Annotated in this window: 16 protein-coding genes; 10 read left to right on the top strand and 6 right to left on the bottom strand. The window is 69.7% G+C overall.

Features of this window, described 5'->3' with window-relative positions; all coding sequences use genetic code 11:
• The first annotated feature begins 27 nt into the window (after positions 1-27).
• The 7 genes from LHP98_RS12750 to LHP98_RS12720 all read left to right on the top strand — a co-directional run bounded on the left by LHP98_RS12750 (position 28) and on the right by LHP98_RS12720 (position 7708).
• Entirely contained in the window at positions 28-942 is a 915-nt protein-coding gene (locus LHP98_RS12750) for a 3-keto-5-aminohexanoate cleavage protein (protein WP_227252904.1), read from the top strand.
• The gene (locus LHP98_RS12745) at positions 939-1262 is read left to right on the top strand and encodes a hypothetical protein (RefSeq protein WP_227252903.1); all 324 of its coding nucleotides are present in this window, start codon (positions 939-941) and stop codon (positions 1260-1262) included. Before LHP98_RS12750 ends, LHP98_RS12745 begins: the two co-directional genes overlap by 4 nt.
• A 14-nt stretch (positions 1263-1276) precedes the next feature.
• A complete protein-coding gene (locus tag LHP98_RS12740) occupies positions 1277-2734 on the top strand; it encodes a carnitine 3-dehydrogenase (RefSeq protein ID WP_227252902.1) in 1458 nt (485 codons plus the stop codon).
• Positions 2731-3486, top strand: a complete 756-nt coding sequence (locus tag LHP98_RS12735; protein WP_227252901.1) for an SDR family oxidoreductase — start codon at positions 2731-2733, stop codon at positions 3484-3486. The genes LHP98_RS12740 and LHP98_RS12735 overlap by 4 nt, the downstream gene beginning before the upstream one ends.
• A 9-nt stretch (positions 3487-3495) precedes the next feature.
• The gene (locus LHP98_RS12730; protein WP_227252900.1) at positions 3496-4659 is read left to right on the top strand and encodes an acyl-CoA dehydrogenase family protein; all 1164 of its coding nucleotides are present in this window, start codon (positions 3496-3498) and stop codon (positions 4657-4659) included.
• 251 nt (positions 4660-4910) lie between these two features.
• Positions 4911-6902, top strand: coding sequence for an acetate--CoA ligase family protein (locus LHP98_RS12725; protein ID WP_227252899.1), 1992 nt, complete (start codon positions 4911-4913; stop codon positions 6900-6902).
• Between the two features lie 5 nt (positions 6903-6907).
• Positions 6908-7708, top strand: coding sequence for a carnitinyl-CoA dehydratase (locus LHP98_RS12720; RefSeq protein ID WP_227252898.1), 801 nt, complete (start codon positions 6908-6910; stop codon positions 7706-7708).
• A 3-nt stretch (positions 7709-7711) separates the two neighbouring features.
• Here the strand turns inward: LHP98_RS12720 and LHP98_RS12715 are convergent, their stop codons facing one another.
• Positions 7712-8461 (bottom strand): class I SAM-dependent methyltransferase, encoded by a 750-nt coding sequence (locus tag LHP98_RS12715; RefSeq protein WP_227252897.1) that lies wholly within the window; start codon positions 8459-8461, stop codon positions 7712-7714.
• A gap of 232 nt (positions 8462-8693) precedes the next feature.
• Here LHP98_RS12715 and LHP98_RS12710 point away from each other — a divergent pair, with 232 nt between their 5' ends.
• Positions 8694-10310: a GMC family oxidoreductase gene (locus LHP98_RS12710; RefSeq protein ID WP_227252896.1), complete on the top strand. Its 1617-nt coding sequence runs from the start codon at positions 8694-8696 to the stop codon at positions 10308-10310.
• Positions 10311-10500: 190 nt separating this feature from the next.
• On the top strand, positions 10501-11475 hold the full coding sequence (gene cysK / locus LHP98_RS12705; protein WP_227252895.1) for a cysteine synthase A: 975 nt from the start codon (positions 10501-10503) through the stop codon (positions 11473-11475).
• 16 nt (positions 11476-11491) lie between these two features.
• Here cysK and LHP98_RS12700 read toward each other — a convergent pair whose 3' ends face one another.
• The 5 genes from LHP98_RS12700 to LHP98_RS12680 form a co-directional block, all read right to left on the bottom strand.
• The gene (locus LHP98_RS12700; RefSeq protein WP_227252894.1) at positions 11492-12229 is read right to left on the bottom strand and encodes an ABC transporter ATP-binding protein; all 738 of its coding nucleotides are present in this window, start codon (positions 12227-12229) and stop codon (positions 11492-11494) included.
• Complete coding sequence (locus LHP98_RS12695; protein ID WP_227252893.1) at positions 12226-13281, bottom strand: FecCD family ABC transporter permease; 1056 nt, start codon at positions 13279-13281, stop codon at positions 12226-12228. The genes LHP98_RS12700 and LHP98_RS12695 overlap by 4 nt, the downstream gene beginning before the upstream one ends.
• Positions 13278-14366 (bottom strand): ABC transporter substrate-binding protein, encoded by a 1089-nt coding sequence (locus tag LHP98_RS12690; RefSeq protein WP_227252892.1) that lies wholly within the window; start codon positions 14364-14366, stop codon positions 13278-13280. The genes LHP98_RS12695 and LHP98_RS12690 overlap by 4 nt, the downstream gene beginning before the upstream one ends.
• Before the next feature lie 27 nt (positions 14367-14393).
• Entirely contained in the window at positions 14394-14876 is a 483-nt protein-coding gene (locus LHP98_RS12685; protein WP_227252891.1) for a copper chaperone PCu(A)C, read from the bottom strand.
• A gap of 235 nt (positions 14877-15111) precedes the next feature.
• Positions 15112-15465 (bottom strand): hypothetical protein, encoded by a 354-nt coding sequence (locus LHP98_RS12680; RefSeq protein WP_227252890.1) that lies wholly within the window; start codon positions 15463-15465, stop codon positions 15112-15114.
• A gap of 130 nt (positions 15466-15595) precedes the next feature.
• Here LHP98_RS12680 and trmB point away from each other — a divergent pair, with 130 nt between their 5' ends.
• Positions 15596-16312, top strand: coding sequence for a tRNA (guanine(46)-N(7))-methyltransferase TrmB (gene trmB, locus LHP98_RS12675; protein ID WP_227252889.1), 717 nt, complete (start codon positions 15596-15598; stop codon positions 16310-16312).
• Positions 16313-16323: the final 11 nt, after the last annotated feature.

Below are 16323 nucleotides of genomic sequence, written 5' to 3'. Positions count from 1 at the left end.
GGTGGCAGGCCAGACCCGGAGGGACCGATGCCGCTGACCATGAACCGCGAAGTCTTCATCACCTGTGCCATCACCGGCTCGGGCGGCACCCAGGACCGCTCGCCCCACGTCCCTCGCAGCCCGCAGCAGATTGCCGAAAGCGCCATCGCGGCGGCCAAGGCCGGCGCGGCGGTGGTGCATTGCCATGTCCGCGACCCGGACACCGGCAAGCCCAGCCGCCGGCTGGACTACTACCGCGAGGTGACCGAGCGCATCCGCGACAGCGACACCGACGTGGTGCTGAACCTGACCGCCGGCATGGGCGGCGACCTGCTGTTCGACGGCACCGAGGCGATGGACCGGATGGGCGCGCGGTCCGACATGGCCGGGGCGACCGAGCGGGTGGCGCATGTGGTCGACTGCCGGCCCGAGATCTGCACCCTCGATTGCGGCACGATGAACTTCAACGAGGCCGACTATGTGATGGTCAACACGCCGGGCCTGTTGCGCGACATGGCCAAGCGGATGGTCGCGGCCGGAACCCGGATCGAGATCGAGGCCTTCGACACCGGCCACCTGTGGTTTGCCAAGCAACTGGCCGAGGAGGGCATCATCCCCGACCCGGTGCTGGTGCAACTGTGCATGGGCGTGCCCTGGGGGGCGCCGGACGACCTGAACACCTTCATGGCCATGGTCAACAACGTGCCGAAGACCTGGTTCTGGTCGGCCTTCTCCTTGGGCCGCCACCAGATGCCCTATGTCGCCGCCGCCGTGCTGGCGGGGGGCAACGTCCGCGTCGGCCTGGAAGACAACCTTTGGCTGGACAAGGGCGTGCTGGCGACCAACGCGCAACTGGTGGAACGCGCGGCCGGGATCATCGAGAACCTGGGCGCCCGCGTCATCACCCCGGCCGAAGTCCGCGCCCGGTTGAAGCTGGAAAAGCGCGCCCCGGTGGCGAAATGATCCGCGCGCTGGTGCTGCTTCTCGCCTTGGCCGGCTGCGTGGACAAGGCGCAGGACGGCGGACCCGAGGGCAAGCCGCTGGGCGACGCCGACCGCGCCGCCTGTCTGGCGCAGGGCGGGACGGTCGGCCGTGGCGGGCTGTTCCCCGACGAGCTTTGCTTCCGGCCGATGCCGGATGCGGGCAAGGCCTGCACCCGGGCCGGCGATTGCGAGGGGCAATGCATGGCCGACACGATGACCTGCTCCAAGGTCACGCCGGTGTTCGGCTGCTACGAATTCATGGACGAGCAGGGCCAGAAGTCGGCCATCTGCGTGGACTAGGGGGAGGGACGCAGATGGCGCGCAAGGCGGCAATCATCGGCGGTGGGGTGATCGGCGGCGGCTGGGCGGCGCGGTTCCTGCTGAACGGCTGGGACGTGGCGGTGTTCGATCCCGACCCCGAGGCCCCGCGCAAGGTGGGCGAGGTCATCGCCAATGCCCGCAAGGCCTTGCCGGCGCTGTCCGACATTCCGATGCCGGCCGAGGGCAGGCTGTCCTTCGTCGGCACGGTGACCGAGGCGGTCGAGGGCGCTGCCTACATCCAGGAATCGGTCAGCGAGCGGCTGGACCTCAAGCACCGGGTGTTTGCGCTGATCCAGCAGGCAGCTGCGCCGGGGACGCCGATCGGGTCTTCCACCAGCGGCTTCAAGCCCAGCGAATTGCAGCAGGGCGCGGCCGACCCCGGCGTGATCTTCGTCGCCCACCCGTTCAACCCGGTGTATCTGCTGCCGCTGGCCGAAGTGGTGCCCTCGGCCCGCTCGGACGCCAAGGTGATCGAGGCGGCGAAGGACATCCTGCGCGAGATCGGCATGTTCCCCCTGCATGTCCGCAAGGAGATCGACGCCCATATCGCCGACCGGTTCCTCGAGGCGGTCTGGCGCGAGGCGCTGTGGCTGGTCAAGGATGGTGTCGCCACCACGGAAGAGATCGACGAGGCGATCCGCATGGGCTTTGGCCTGCGCTGGGGCCAGATGGGCCTGTTCGAGACCTATCGCGTGGCGGGCGGCGAGGCGGGCATGAAGCACTTCATGGCGCAGTTCGGCCCCTGCCTGACCTGGCCCTGGACCAAGCTGATGGACGTGCCCGAGTTCAACGATGAACTGGTGGACCTGATCGCCGGCCAGTCCAACGCGCAATCGGGCCACCACACGATCCGCGAGCTGGAGCGGATTCGGGATTCCAACCTGATCGGCTTCCTGCGCGCGCTGAAGGAACGGAACTGGGGCGCCGGCCGTGTGCTGCGCGAGCATGACGAACGGCGGCAGGCGGCGTTCCATGCCGGCGCGCCGGACGGCATGCCGCTGAAGATGGCCGAGATGCAGGTGCTGCCGGGCTGGATCGACTACAACGGCCACATGACCGAAAGCCGCTACCTGTTCTGCGCCTCGGAAGTCTGCGACGCCTTCCTGCGGCTGATCGGGGCGGGAATGGACTATGTGGCGGCCGGCCACAGCTACTACACCGCCGAAACCCACATCCGCCACCTGGACGAGGCCAAGCTGGGCGACCGGGTGACCGGCACGCTGCAGGTGGTGAAGGCCGACGAAAAGCGCATCCACAGCTTCATCCGCCTCTCGGTCGGCGACCGGCCGGTGGCGACGGTGGAACAGATGCTGCTGCACGTGGACATGAAAGCGGGCCGCGCCTGCGCCGCCGCGCCCGAGGTGCTGGCCCTGCTGAGCCCCATCGCCGCCGCCCACGCCGGCCTACCCTTGCCCGAAGGCGCCGGCCGCGCCGTCGGCCAGAAGAAGTGAGCCGCCGCGTCCTGATCACCGCCGGGGCGAACGGCATCGGCCTGGCCATGGCCCGCGCCTTCCAGGCCGCGGGCGACCGGGTCTGGGTGACGGACGTGGACCAGTCGATGATGGCGGCGCTGCCGCCCGGCATCCGCGGGACGCTGGCCGATGCGTCCAGCGAACCGGCGATGGAGATGCTGTTCGCCGAGATCGCCTCCGACTGGGGCGGGCTCGACGTGGCCGTGGCCAATGCCGGGATCAAGGGCCCCACGGCGGCGATCGGGGACCTTGCGCTCGAAGCCTGGCGCCAGTGCCTGGGCGTGAACCTGGACGGCGCCATGCTGCTGGCGCGCGGCGCCGCCCGGCTGATGAAGCCGGCGGGGCAGGGGGTCGTGCTGTTCATCTCCTCCACCTCCGGCCTCAACGGCACCCCGTTCCGCGCGCCCTATGTGGCGGCGAAATGGGGAATGATCGGGCTGATGAAGACGGTGGCGATGGAACTGGGCCCCTTCGGCATCCGCGCCAACGCCATCTGCCCCGGCAGCGTGACCGGCCCCCGCATCGACCGCGTGATCGAGGCCGAGGCGGCCGCCAAGGGCATGACGCCCGAAGCCGTGCGGCAAGGCTATGCCGCCGGCACCGCCATGAAGCGGCTGACCGAGGCGCAGGACGTGGCCGACATGGCGCTGTTCCTGGCCTCCGACGCCGCGCGCATGGTCGCGGGTCAGGCCCTCGCCGTGGACGGCATGACCTACAACGTGGACCCCTGAGGTGACGCCATGGATTTCGGCCTGAGCGAAGAGCAAAGGATGATCGTTGAGACGACGCGCAGCTTCGTCGAGACCGAGCTCTACCCGCACGAACAGGCGGTGGAACGCAGCGGCGTGCTGCCGCTGGAGCTGATCCGCGAGGTGCAGCAGAAGGCGATGGCGGCCGGCCTCTACGCCGCCAACATGCCGCTCGAGGTGGGCGGTGCGGGGCTGGATACCCTGTCCTGGCTGCTTTACGAGAAAGAGCTGGGCCGGGCGAACTATGCCCTTCACTGGACCTGCGTCGCGCGGCCCTCGAACATCCTGCTGGCCGGAAACGAGGAACAGCGCGAACGCTACCTGATGCCCTGCATCCGCGGCGAGACCTGGGACTGCCTGGCGATGACGGAACCCGGCGCGGGGTCGGACCTGCGGGGGATGAAGGCGAGCGCCCGCCCCGACGGCGACGACTGGATCCTGAATGGCACCAAGCACTTCATCAGCCACGCCGACCTGGCCGGCTTCGCCATCGTCTTCATGGCGACCGGAGAGGAAGACACCCCGCGAGGGCCGAAGAAGAGGATCACGGCGTTCTTCGTGGACAAGGGCACGCCGGGGTTCACCGTGCGCGACGGCTACCGCAACGTCAGCCACCGCGGCTACACCAACGCGATCCTGGAATTCGATGACTGCCGCCTGCACAAGCGGCAGATCCTGGGCGAGGTGCACAAGGGCTTCGAGGTGGCGAATTCCTGGCTGGGCGCGACACGGCTGCAGGTCGCCAGCACCTGCCTCGGCCGGGCAGAACGCGCGCTGGGCCACGCGCTGCAATGGGCGGCCGAGCGCAGGCAGTTCGGGAGCCAGATCGGCAAGTTCCAGGGGATTTCCTTCAAGCTGGCCGACATGGCGATGGAGTTGAAGGCGGCCGAGCTTCTGGTGCGCGAGGCGGCCTGGAAATACGACCAGGGCACCGTCACCGAGGCCGACATGTCGATGGCCAAGCTGAAGGCCACCGAGGTGCTGGCGATGATCGCCGACGAGGCGATCCAGATCCACGGCGGCATGGGGCTGATGGACGAGTTGCCGCTGGAACGCATCTGGCGCGATGCGCGGGTGGAACGGATCTGGGAAGGCACCTCGGAAATCCAGCGGCACATCATCAGCCGCGAATTGCTGCGGCCGCTCGGGGCCTGAACCGTTGGAACCGGGGGTTTCACACCCCCGGACCCCCGTGGGATATTTGAGGACAGATGAAACGAAATGTTAAGGTTAATGGGCCAATCTGAGGCCACGGTACAGGCGGGGACGCCGATGACCGTGACGGGTGAAACCCTGCCTCGGTTCGCCGGGGCAGGGTGCACCCCTGGCCCTTTCATCTGTCCTCAAATATCCCGGGGGTCCGGGGGCAGCGCCCCCGGCGGCCTCCGCCAGGGCGGAGGCCGCAGATGACGCGGCTCGATCGCCTGCTCCGTCCGCGCCACATCGCCGTGCTTGGCGCCGGCTGGGCGCTGAACGTCATCGAGCAATGCCGCAAGATGGGCTTTGCCGGTCCGGTCTGGCCGGTGCACCCGACCAAGGCCGAGATCGGCGGGCTGCGGGCCTATACCAGCCTCGCCGACCTGCCAGAGCCGCCCGATGCCGCTTTTGTCGGCGTCAACCGCTTCGCCACACTGGACGTGGTCAGGGACCTTGCCGCCATGGGGGCAGGCGGCGCGATCTGCTTTGCCTCGGGCTGGGAGGAAGCCGGCGAGCCCGGGTTGCAGCAGAGACTGGTCGACGCGGCCGGCGACATGCCGATCCTCGGGCCGAACTGCTATGGTGTGATCAACTACCTGGATGGCGCGCTGCTCTGGCCGGACCAGCACGGCGGCGTGCGGGTGGACAAGGGCGTTGCGCTTGTCAGCCAGTCTTCGAACATCGTCATCAACCTTGGCATGCAGCAGCGCGGCCTGCCCGTCGCCTATGTCGCCTGCCTCGGCAATGCCGCCGTTGTCGGCCTGGCCGAACTGGCCGGCGCGCTGCTGGACGACCCGCGCGTCACCGCCCTGGGCATGTATGTCGAGGGCATCGACGACGCCGCCGCCTTCGCCGCCCTGGCCGAACGCGCCCGCGGCCTGGGCAAGGGCGTGGTCTGCATCAAGTCCGGCAAGACCGAACTCAGCCGTACTGCCGCCGCCTCGCACACCGCCTCCTTGGCCGGTGGCGGCGCCGCCTCCAGCGCCTTCCTGCGCCAGATCGGCGTGGCCGAGGTCAACACCCCCAGCGAGTTGATCGAGACGCTCAAGCTCTTCCACGTCCACGGCCCGCAGATCGGCACCCGCCTCTGCTCGCTGTCCTGCTCGGGGGGCGAAGCCGGGCTGGTGGCCGACCTTGCCGCCCCCTTCGGCATCGACTTCCCCCCGGTGCCCGAAGCCACCCGGGCGCGGCTGTTCGAAACCCTCGGCCCCATCGTCGCCATCGCCAACCCGTTGGATTACCACACCTTCATCTGGGGTGACGGGCCCAAGACCACCGAGGTCTTCTCCGCGATGCTGTCGGCCTACGACGCCGGCCTCTACATCATCGACAGCCCGCGCCCCGACCGCTGCGATCCCTCGGGCTACCAGCCCGCCTTCGACGCCATCGTCGCGGCGCAGCGCGCCACCGGCAAGCCCTCCCTGCCCATCGCCTCGCTGGCCGAGAACTTCGGCGAGGCCAGAGTGACCGCGATGATGGCCCAGGGCGTCTGCGCCCTGCTGGGCCTGGAAACCGGCCTGGCCGCGATCCGGGCGGCGCAGACGCCCCCCGGCCGCCCCGGCTGGCGCCCCGCCGCCGCTCTGCCCCCGCGCGAGACCCGCCTGCTGGACGAGGCCGAAGGCAAGCGCCTTCTGGACGCGGCCCGGGTGCCCATCCCGCGCGGCGTCCTTGGCCACACCCTTGCCGACGTTGCCGCCAAGGCCGCGCATCTGACGCCACCCTTCGCGCTCAAGGGCCTGGGCTTCGCCCACAAGACCGAGGCCGGGGCGGTGCGCCTCAATCTCTCCAGCCTGCAAGGCCAGGCCGAAATGCCCGGCGCTACCGGCTATCTGGTCGAGGAAATGGTCACCGGCACCCTGGCAGAAATCCTTATCGGCCTGCGCCGCGACCCGGTCTATGGCGTGACGCTGACCCTTGGCATGGGCGGCGTCACCGCCGAGGTGCTGGCCGATACCGTCACCCTGGTCCTGCCCGTCCCCGCCGAAGACCTCCTGCAGGCCGCCCGCCGCCTGCGGCTATGGCCGCTCTTGGATGGCTACCGCGGCCGGCCGCGGGCCGACATGGCGGCGGTGGCCGAGATCGCCACCCGCCTGGGCGCGCTGATGCTGGCCGACGACAGCCTCGAGGAAATCGAAATCAACCCCATCCTCGTCCGCGCAACCGGCGCGGTGGCGGTGGATGCCCTGATCAGGAAGGTCTGAGCCCCATGCCGATGCAGATGCGAACCGAAGGCCCGATCCGCACCCGCCGCGAAGGCGCCATCCTCGAGGTGACGCTCGACCGGCCCAGGGCCAATGCCATCGACCTGGTCACCAGCCGCATCATGGGGCTCGTGTTCCGCGACTTCCGCGACGACGACAGCCTGCGCGTCTGCATCCTGCGCTCGACCGGCGAGAAATTCTTCTGCCCTGGCTGGGACCTCAAGGCCGCGGCCGACGGTGACGCGGTGGACGGCGACTATGGCGTCGGCGGCTTCGGCGGCTTGCAGGAACTGCCCAACCTCAACAAGCCGGTGATCGCCGCGGTGCAGGGCATCTGCTGCGGCGGAGGCCTGGAACTGGCGCTGTCGGCCGATCTCATCCTGTGCACCACCACTGCCACCTTCGCCTTGCCGGAAATCCGGTCCGGCACCGTGGCCGATGCCGCCAGCATCAAGCTGCCCAAGCGCATCCCCTACCATGTCGCGATGGACCTGCTGCTGACCGGGCGCTGGTTCGATGCCGAGGAGGCGCATCGATGGGGGCTGGTCAAGGAAATCTGCACCGCCGAAGACCTGCTGCCCAAGGCCTGGGCGCTGGCGCGGCTGCTGGAAAGCGGCCCGCCGCTGGTCTACGCCGCGATCAAGGAAGTGGTGCGCGAGGCCGAGGCCATGCGCTTCCAGGATGCCCTGAACCGCATCACCAAGCGGCAGATGCCGACGGTGGACCGGCTCTACTCGAGCGAAGACCAGTTGGAAGGCGCCCGCGCCTTTGCCGAAAAGCGCGATCCGGTCTGGAAGGGGCGCTAGCGGTCATCTGGAAGTTCCGCGCAGCGCCCAGGCGCGGGTGTGCAGCACGATGGAGCCGTCGGCCTGACGCGGCAGATCGGCCGACAGCCGGTCTTGCAGGCGCTGGCGGTGGTCTGGCGCAAGGCTGGCGCAATAGCCGGGTGCCGGACCGGCGCCCAATGCGAACGGGCGCCAGAAATCGTCGAAATCGACGAACCGTGTCGGCGCGGTCAGGGTCTGGCAGGCCAGCCTCGACAGGCCGGCCTCGTGCAGAAGGTGCGTCAGCGCGTCGGGGGTGCAGAAGGGAAACCGCTTGTCCTCGGTCAGATCGCTTGCGGCAGGGTCCAGCGTCACCGCCGCCGTCCAGAAGGCACGCATGAATTCGACCCCGCCGCCCGGATAATCCCAGACGTAGCAGGCGATGGTGCCGCCGGGCCGGGCCACGCGGCACATCTCGGACAGGGCCTTGGCGCGGTCGGGAATGAAGTTCAGCGCCAGCGCCGAGACCACGATGTCGGCGCTGGCATCGGCCAGGTCCAGGGCCTGCGCATCGCCCACCGCAAAGCGCGCGCGCGGGTCTGCAAGGGCGGCCTGCGCCTTGGCCACGAACCCGGCGGACGGGTCGATGGCGGTCAGGCTGGCGGGGGAGCCGCGCGCCAGGATCTGTGCCGAAAGCGCGCCGGTGCCGCAGCCGACCTCGACCCAGTCCAGGCCCGCGAGCGGCGCCAGCCAGTCCAGGAACAGCGGCGCGGTTTGCCGGCTCCACCGGCCCATGTAGGCATCTAGCTGTCGGCCGCCGCCCAGGCATCGTGATGCGCGCTTTCGGACATGGCCATGGTCCTGATGTTCGCTGCGGCGGGTTGGGCAAGCCGGCGAAGTTTGATCCTGACGGGCAGGCCTGTCAACGCTGCCGCCCCGGATGGTTCCGACGCGACATTCCCGGTCGCAAAACGCCAAGGCCGCGGCCCGCCCGGGGGGTAGCTTGCCCGGCAGCGGAGGCCCGGGCATGACGGACGAGACCGACTACATCATCGTGGGCGCCGGCTCTGCGGGCTGCGTGCTGGCCGAGCGTTTGACGAAATCCGGCAAGTACCGTGTCACCCTGCTGGAGGCGGGCGGCACGGACCGGCGACTTTTCGTCCAGATGCCGCTGGGTTACGGCAAGCTGTTCTACAACCCTGCGGTGAACTGGCTTTACCGGACCGAACCCGACCCCGGCCTTGCGGGCCAGCAGGACTTCATCCCCCGCGGCAAGGTGCTGGGCGGGTCGTCCTCGATCAACGCCATGGTCTGGATTCGCGGCCACCGTGCCGACTATGACGAATGGGGCGCGGAAAATCCTGGCTGGGGCTGGGATGACGTCCTGTCCGCCTACCGCGCCATCGAGGACAATCAGGCCGGCGGCAACGCCTTCCGCGGCCGTGGCGGGCCGCTGTTCATCTCGGAAAACCGCAAGGGGCTGCACTGGCTGGTTCAGGATTACATCGCCGCCTGCGGCGAGGCCGGCCTGCCCTTCAACCCCGATTTCAACGGCGCCGAGCAGGACGGCGCCGGCACCTACCAGATGACGATCAGGCACCGCCGCCGCAACTCGACCGCGCGCGCTTTCCTGCGGCCGGCGATGCGGCGCAAGAACCTGACCGTCCTCACCGGGGCGCAGGTGACGCGGATCGTCATCGAGAACGGCCGGGCGGTGGGCGTGGAATATCGCAACGCGCGCGAGCGCAGGGTGCTGCGCGCGAAGGCCGAGGTGATCCTGTGCGGCGGTGCGATCAACAGCCCGCAACTGCTGCAGCTTTCCGGCATCGGGCCGGGGCCGCTGCTGCAGAAGATGGGCATTGCGGTGGTGCAGGCCAACCCCAACGTGGGCGAGCATATGAGCGACCACCACGGCCTGAACTACACCTGGCGGATGAAGGTGCCGACCTACAACAACATCCTGCACCCAGCCTGGGGCAAGGTGCTGGTCGGGCTGTGGTATCTGACCCTGGGAGGCGGGCCGCTGGCCAAGTCGATCAACCACGGCGGCGGGTTCTTCCGCACGCGGCCCGACCTCGACCGGCCGAACATGCAGCTTTACATGCAGGCGTTTTCCACCCTGATCCCGAAGGCGGGTGAGCGGCCGCTGCTGAACCCCGATCCCTTTCCGGGGCTGAGCATCGGCCTGTCGAACTGCCGGCCCACTAGCCGCGGGCATGTGCGGATCACCTCGCCCGACCCGATGGCGCATCCGTCGATCGTGGGGAATGCCTATTCCACCAGGGAAGACGTGGCCGAGATGCTGCTGGCGGTGAAGTTCCTGCGCAAGATCGCGGCGCAGCCGAGTTTCGCCCGCTGGGTGGATGAGGAACTGCGCCCCGGGCCGCAGGTGCAAAGCGACGCCGACCTGACCCAGGATTTCCGCCTGCGCTCGGGCACCGTCTATCACCCCTCCTGCACCTGCCGGATGGGGCCGAAGCCGGCGACCTCGGTCATCGACGCGCGGCTGCGGGTGCATGGTGTGCAGGGGCTGCGGGTGGCCGATGCCTCCAGCTTCCCGAACCTGATCGCGGGCAACACCAATGCGCCGGCGATTCTGGTCGGCTGGAAGGCGGCGGAGCTGATTCTCGCCGACGCGCGCTGAGCGGCACGCCGCAGGCCAAGCGCCCGGAGACGGACGTTCTCGGTTTCCGGGCTTGCGCAGAACGCCGGTTCCGGAATTCGGCCGGGAAGAGCAGATGCTTCCGCGCCGCCTTTTCGGCTTGACCGGCGCGTGCCGCATTCGCCACCGTGACCGGGGCACAGGACGCCACGGATCGGTTGGAGCGACGCGGATGACACGGATCTACGACGACAACTCGCTGTCCATCGGGCGCACGCCGCTGGTGCAGCTGAACCGGATCGCTGCCGGGACCGGCGCGCGCATCCTGGCCAAGATCGAAGGCCGCAACCCGGCCTATTCGGTGAAATGCCGGATTGGTGCTGCGATGATCTGGGATGCCGAGGAACGCGGCCTGCTGGGCCCGGGGAAAGAGATCGTCGAGCCGACCTCGGGCAACACCGGCATCGCGCTGGCCTTCGTCGCCGCCGCGCGCGGCATCCCGATCACCCTGACCATGCCCGAGACGATGAGCATCGAGCGGCGCAAGATCCTGCTCGCCTATGGCGCGAAGCTGGTGCTGACCGAAGGCGCCAAGGGTATGAAGGGGGCCATCGCCCGGGCCGAGGAGATTGCGGCGAGCGACCCGAAATACGTGCTGTTGCAACAGTTCCAGAACCCGGCCAACCCGGCGATCCACGAACGCACCACCGGGCCCGAGATCTGGGAAGATACCGGCGGAGTCGTCGATATCCTGGTGGCGGGCGTGGGCACCGGCGGCACCATCACCGGCGTGTCGCGCTACATCAAGCGCACGCTGGGGCACCCACTGGTCTCGGTCGCGGTCGAGCCGGCGGAAAGCCCGGTGATCAGCCAGACCCGCGCGGGCGAGACGGTCGCGCCGGGGCCGCACAAGATTCAGGGCATTGGCGCGGGCTTCGTGCCGGGGGTGCTGGACCTGTCGCTGGTCGATGCGGTCGAGCAGGTGACGGGCCCCGAAGCCATCGCCACCGCGCTGCGGCTGGCGCGGGATGAGGGCATCCTGGCCGGCATCTCCTGCGGCGCGGCGACGGCGGTGGCGCTGCGGCTGGCCGAACGGCCCGAGAACGCGGGCAAGACCATCGTGGTGATCCTGCCGGATTCGGGCGAGCGCTACCTGTCCTCGGCGCTGTTCGAGGGCATCTTCGACGCCGCCGGCGCGCCGGTCTGACGCGGTTGTTCGGCGGTCAATGCGGGACGATGACCGGGTGGCCGTCGCGGCCGGTCAGGATTTCCGGCGCGACCTGCCAGCACTGGCCGATGGCGCGGGCCGTCAGAACCCGCGCGGCGGGGCCGCTGTCCACCAGCGCGCCCTGATGCAACAGCCAGAGCCGATCGCAAAAGCGGGCGGCAAGGGTCAGGTCGTGCAGGGCCAGAACGATCACCGCCCGGGCGGAGCGGGCATAGCCGACCAGGTGGCGCAGGATCGCCAGCTGGTGGTGCAGGTCCAGCGCCGAGGTCGGCTCGTCCAGCACCATCAGCAGCGGCGCGCGGACCAGGCGCTGCGCCAGCAGGACCATCTGCTGTTGTCCGCCCGACAGCGTGTCCATCCCGCGGGGCGCCAGATCCGACAGGCCAAGCCGGTGCAGAACGGCCTCGGCCTCGGCCATGTCGGCGGGCAGGACGTGCCAGCCCAGCGTCTCGCGCCGGCCCAGCAGGACGCATTCCAGCACGGTCAGGCCGGCCGAGATCTGGAACGCCTGCGGCATGTAGGCGATGCGGCGGGCGGGCAGAGGCGCGCCCTGCCAGGTGGTCGGGGGCCTTGGCCCCTCGGCCCCGGCCAGGCTGCGCAGAAGGGTGGACTTGCCCGCGCCGTTGGGGCCGATCACGCCCAGCATCTGGCCCGGCTCGGCGGTCAGCTCCAGCGGGTGCAGGATGGTGCGGCGGCCCTTGCGGACGGCGGGAAGGCTGGCGTGCAGCGTCATCGCGGCCCCGCCGGTTTCAGCGTCAACAGGACGGCCAGCAGCATCGGGATGCCGGCGACGGCGGTGATGATGCCGACCGGGATCACCGCCCCGGGCGAGATCAGCTTGCCCAGCACCGAGGCCGCGACCAGGATCACCGCGCCGGTCAGCGCCGCCATCGGCAGGGCAAAGCGGTGATCCTCGCCCACGGCGGCGCGGGCGACGTGGGGGGCGATCAGGCCGACAAAGCCGATGGTGCCGGTAAAGCTGACGGCCCCCGCGGTCAGCGCCGCCACCAGCAGAAAGGCACGGCGGCGCAGGCGGTTGACGTCCAGCCCCAGCGCGGCGGCATTGGCGTCTCCGGTGCGCAGCGCGGTCAGGTTCCAGGCGTCGCGCAGCACCAGCGGCAGGCACAGTGCCAGGATCGCGCCGGCGACCTGGACCGAGGTCCACGAGGCCTTGAGCAGGCTGCCGAACAGCCAGAACACGATCTGCTGCAAGACTTCGGGCGAGGCCATGAACTGCACCAGCGATTGCAGCGCCTGAAAGAAGAACAGCACGGCAATGCCGGCCAGCACCAGCACTTCGGGCTGGGCACCCTTCAGCCGGGCGACCAGGTAGATCAGGCCGGTCGACAGCAGGGTCATGGCAAAGGCGGCAAGTGGCGTTTCCACCCATTGCGGCAGGGGCGAAAGGCCGCCGAACAGGATCGACAGCGCCGCGCCAAAGCCGGCGGCGGCGGAAAAGCCCAGGGTGAAGGGGCTGGCCAACGGGTTGGCCAGGATGGTCTGCATCATCAGACCGGCCAGGCCCAGGCTGGCGCCGACCAGCGTGGCCATGATCGTCTGCGGCATCCGGATCTGCCACAGGATCGCCGCCGCCGCGCGGTCTTCCCCGCCCGGCCCGGCCCAGAGGGCGCGGTTCAGCTCGGCCAGCGGCATGCCCGAGGGGCCGGTCACCAGATCGGCGATCAGCAGCGCCACAAGCGCCAGCGCGGCGGCCAGAACCGCCGCGCCGCGCCGCCTGATCCGGCGGGCATAGGCCGCGCCGGGGGTCAGGCCAACGGAGGTCATTGCAGCTTTTGCACGAAGATGCCGTCCAGCGGGATCGGCAGCCATTCGGCGTAATAGGCCGCCAGTTCCGCCTGCGGATCGACATCGGCAAAGGCGGCAGGGTGCAGAACCTTGCCCAGGTAGCGGGCGAAGACGAAGTCCGACAGCGACCGCGCCCCGCCGTGGTAGATGGCATGCACCTCGCCCGACTTGACCGCCGGCAGGTCGGCCCAGCCGGGCCGCGTCAGGTAGGCGGCCATCTTGGCCTGCGCGTCGGCCGCATCGGCCTTGAAGCCCACCCGCACCGCCTCGGGCGCCGACATCCATTCGGACCCGGCCAGCAGGATCACCTCGGGCTGCTCGGCCAGCACGTATTCGGGCGCCAGCGGGCCCCAGTTCTCGATCTGGCCCTTGGCGATGTTCGCCCCGCCGACCAGGTCGATCACACCGGCCCACATGCCGTTGCCATAGGTGTTGCCGATCTCGGCCGGGCCCTTCTTGGCCAGCTCGACATAAACCTTCTTCGGCGCATCGCCCGCCGCCGCCACCCGCGCGGCGGTGTCGGTGATCATCGCCTCATAAAGGGTGGCCAGCCTTTCGGCGCGGTCCTCGCTGCCCATCAGCGTGCCGATGACGCGGGTCGAGGCGAGGTGCGCGGCCAGCGTCTGGGCGTTGTAGTCGACCACCACCACCGGGATGCCGGCCGATTCAAGCTGCGCCACGCCCTCGCCCAGGGCATCGAACTGCCAGGCCGCCAGCAGGGCCACATCGGGCTTGGCCGCGATGGCGGCTTCGACCGAGAAGGTCGAGGTCTCGGTATCGCCGACGTCGGGCAGGCTGTCGATCTGCGGGAAGACGGCCTTGTACGCCTCCCACTGCATCGGGCGCCATTCGGCCCAAGGGCCGCGCGAGATCGCGACAACCTTGTCGATGCCGCCGGGGCCGGTGATGGCGATGAAATCCTCGTAGTAAAAGCCCAGAAGCACCCGGTCGGGCGTCTCGGGCAGGGTCACTTCGCGGCCCTTCAGGTCGGTCAGCGTGACCTCGGCCCAGGCGGGCAGGGCGGTGGAAAGGGCCAGAACGGCCAGGGTGAGAAGGCGGTTCATCGGGGTCTCCCGTGTGAAAAAAGGGGGTCAGTTGCCGGCGGCCGAATGGTCCATCGTCGAGTGGTCCATGCCGCCGGGCGGATCGACCATGAACTCGACCTCGACCCGGCCGGCGGTTTCGAAGATCAGCGTCGCGGGGACCATCTGGCCCTCGGTCAGGGTCTGGGTCAGGCCCATCAGCATGATGTGGGTGCCGCCGGGTTCCAGCAGCGCAGTGCCGCCGGCGGGAATGTCCAGTCCCGGCAGATGGGCCATCTTCGCCACACCGTCGGCGTCGACCGAGGTCTGGTGCAGCATGGCGCTTTTCGCCACCGGGGTTTCGACGCCGATCAGCCGGTCGGGCTGATCTCCGGCATTGGCGATTCCCATGTAGCCCGCGGCCGCCATGGCGCCGTCCGCGGGCTGCGGGATGTTGGGGTGGATGATCTCGATGCTGCCCGCCGTCACGCCATGGGCGTGCAGCGGGGCGGCAAGCAGGAGGGCGGTCAGAAGGCCAAGGATGGGGCGCATGTTCGGTTCCCTGTTGTTGTGTCGATGGTTCGGAAAGGGGCCCCGTCCGTCTGGGGACCGGACGGGGCCAGGCGGGGTGCCGTCCCTTGTGACAAGGGGCGGCGCCTTGGGCCCCGGCGGGCAAGGGGACGCCACCGCGGAGCCCGGAAAAGCCGGGAGGCCCGGGCGATGCGACAGGCGGCAGCGCCAGGGGCGCGCGGCCGGTCAGGTCATCGCGGCAAGGCCGGGACTGGGATCAGGCCAGGGGGGGTGCGCGCAATCCGCGGGCGGGGTCCAGCACGGCGCGGACGGCGCGGCTTTCGCGCGGGGCGACGACCTCGGCGACAAAGACCAGATCGGCCTTGCGGGCCGAGGTCAGGGGTGCCGGCAGGTCGGCCGCGCCGGCGATCTGGCAGGCCTGGCATCCGGGGTGGTCTGGCAGGCCGTCGCCGTCGGCATCGCCGCACAGATCGCTCAGCTCGCCTCCGGCCAGAAGGAAGGCGTCCAGCGCCGCCTGGTCCGGCGTGGGCATGCGATGCGCAAAGCCGGTTGCCGCAAGGGCGACCGTCAGGGCCACCAGCATCAGCAGCCGGTGCAGGGAAAGGAACATCTGGCGCATCGCGCAGCAGTGTTGCCCGATTTGGCGACGTTGCGCAATCGTTTCGGCTTGGGCTGCCCGGCGGGGACGCATCTTGCCGCGGGCTTGACCCCCGGGGGCGGCGTCGCTAGAGGCCCCGGTCATGCCCCCCTCTGACCTGCCCCCTTCTGACCTGCCCCAGCCCGAACGCCGCAACTTCTATGGTCGCACCCATGGCAAGACCTTGCGGGCGTCCCAGCGGGACTATCTGGCGCAGGACCTCGAGCCGCTGCGGCTGAAGGGCGTGACGGCGGCCGAGAACCCGGATCGTGCCCCGCTGGACCTGGGCTTTGCCGGCGGGCGGCCGCTCTGGCTGGAAATCGGCTTCGGCGGCGGTGAGCATCTGGTGCACATGGCCGCGGGCCATCCAGAGGTGCATCTGATCGGCGCCGAGCCCTTCGTCAACGGCATTGCCATGCTGCTGGGCAAGATCCGGGCGGCGGGGGTGACCAACCTGTCGCTGCACCCGCGCGATGTGCGCGAGCTGTTCGACGTGTTGCCCGACGCCTGCCTGACGCGGGTGTTCCTGAACTACCCCGATCCCTGGCCCAAGGCCCGCCACCATCGCCGCCGCTTCGTGACGCCGGACTATCTGCTGCCCCTGGCCCGCGTGACCGCGCCGGGGGCCGAGTTCCGGGTGGCGACCGACATTCCCGATTACGTCCGGCAGGCGCTGGAAGAGGTGCCGCCCGCCGGCTTCGTGCTGGAACGCCAGGCCGGGCCGGGCGAGGCCTGGGAGGACTGGATTTCCACCCGCTATGAGCAGAAAGCCCTGCGCGAGGGCCGGGTGCCGCATTACCTGACCTTCCGCCGCGCCTGAGGCCGGGCAAG

Source organism: Rhodobacter sp. Har01 (assembly GCF_020564565.1).
Taxonomy (GTDB): domain Bacteria; phylum Pseudomonadota; class Alphaproteobacteria; order Rhodobacterales; family Rhodobacteraceae; genus Pseudogemmobacter.
The sequence above is the reverse complement of the archived record's forward strand: the minus strand, read 5'-3'. Positions and strand labels throughout refer to the sequence as shown.

What these genes read in the sequence shown, in the direction of transcription:
- LHP98_RS12695 (WP_227252893.1), bottom strand. Translation starts at nt 13,281, where the DNA reads ATGACCTCCGTTGGCCTGACCCCCGGCGCGGCCTATGCCCGCCGGATC.
- LHP98_RS12725 (WP_227252899.1), top strand. Translation starts at nt 4,911, where the DNA reads ATGACGCGGCTCGATCGCCTGCTCCGTCCGCGCCACATCGCCGTGCTT.
- LHP98_RS12750 (WP_227252904.1), top strand. Translation starts at nt 28, where the DNA reads ATGCCGCTGACCATGAACCGCGAAGTCTTCATCACCTGTGCCATCACC.
- LHP98_RS12720 (WP_227252898.1), top strand. Translation starts at nt 6,908, where the DNA reads ATGCCGATGCAGATGCGAACCGAAGGCCCGATCCGCACCCGCCGCGAA.
- LHP98_RS12745 (WP_227252903.1), top strand. Translation starts at nt 939, where the DNA reads ATGATCCGCGCGCTGGTGCTGCTTCTCGCCTTGGCCGGCTGCGTGGAC.
- LHP98_RS12690 (WP_227252892.1), bottom strand. Translation starts at nt 14,366, where the DNA reads ATGAACCGCCTTCTCACCCTGGCCGTTCTGGCCCTTTCCACCGCCCTG.
- LHP98_RS12685 (WP_227252891.1), bottom strand. Translation starts at nt 14,876, where the DNA reads ATGCGCCCCATCCTTGGCCTTCTGACCGCCCTCCTGCTTGCCGCCCCG.
- LHP98_RS12715 (WP_227252897.1), bottom strand. Translation starts at nt 8,461, where the DNA reads ATGGGCCGGTGGAGCCGGCAAACCGCGCCGCTGTTCCTGGACTGGCTG.
- LHP98_RS12740 (WP_227252902.1), top strand. Translation starts at nt 1,277, where the DNA reads ATGGCGCGCAAGGCGGCAATCATCGGCGGTGGGGTGATCGGCGGCGGC.
- LHP98_RS12700 (WP_227252894.1), bottom strand. Translation starts at nt 12,229, where the DNA reads ATGACGCTGCACGCCAGCCTTCCCGCCGTCCGCAAGGGCCGCCGCACC.
- LHP98_RS12680 (WP_227252890.1), bottom strand. Translation starts at nt 15,465, where the DNA reads ATGTTCCTTTCCCTGCACCGGCTGCTGATGCTGGTGGCCCTGACGGTC.
- trmB (WP_227252889.1), top strand. Translation starts at nt 15,596, where the DNA reads ATGCCCCCCTCTGACCTGCCCCCTTCTGACCTGCCCCAGCCCGAACGC.
- LHP98_RS12710 (WP_227252896.1), top strand. Translation starts at nt 8,694, where the DNA reads ATGACGGACGAGACCGACTACATCATCGTGGGCGCCGGCTCTGCGGGC.
- cysK (WP_227252895.1), top strand. Translation starts at nt 10,501, where the DNA reads ATGACACGGATCTACGACGACAACTCGCTGTCCATCGGGCGCACGCCG.
- LHP98_RS12730 (WP_227252900.1), top strand. Translation starts at nt 3,496, where the DNA reads ATGGATTTCGGCCTGAGCGAAGAGCAAAGGATGATCGTTGAGACGACG.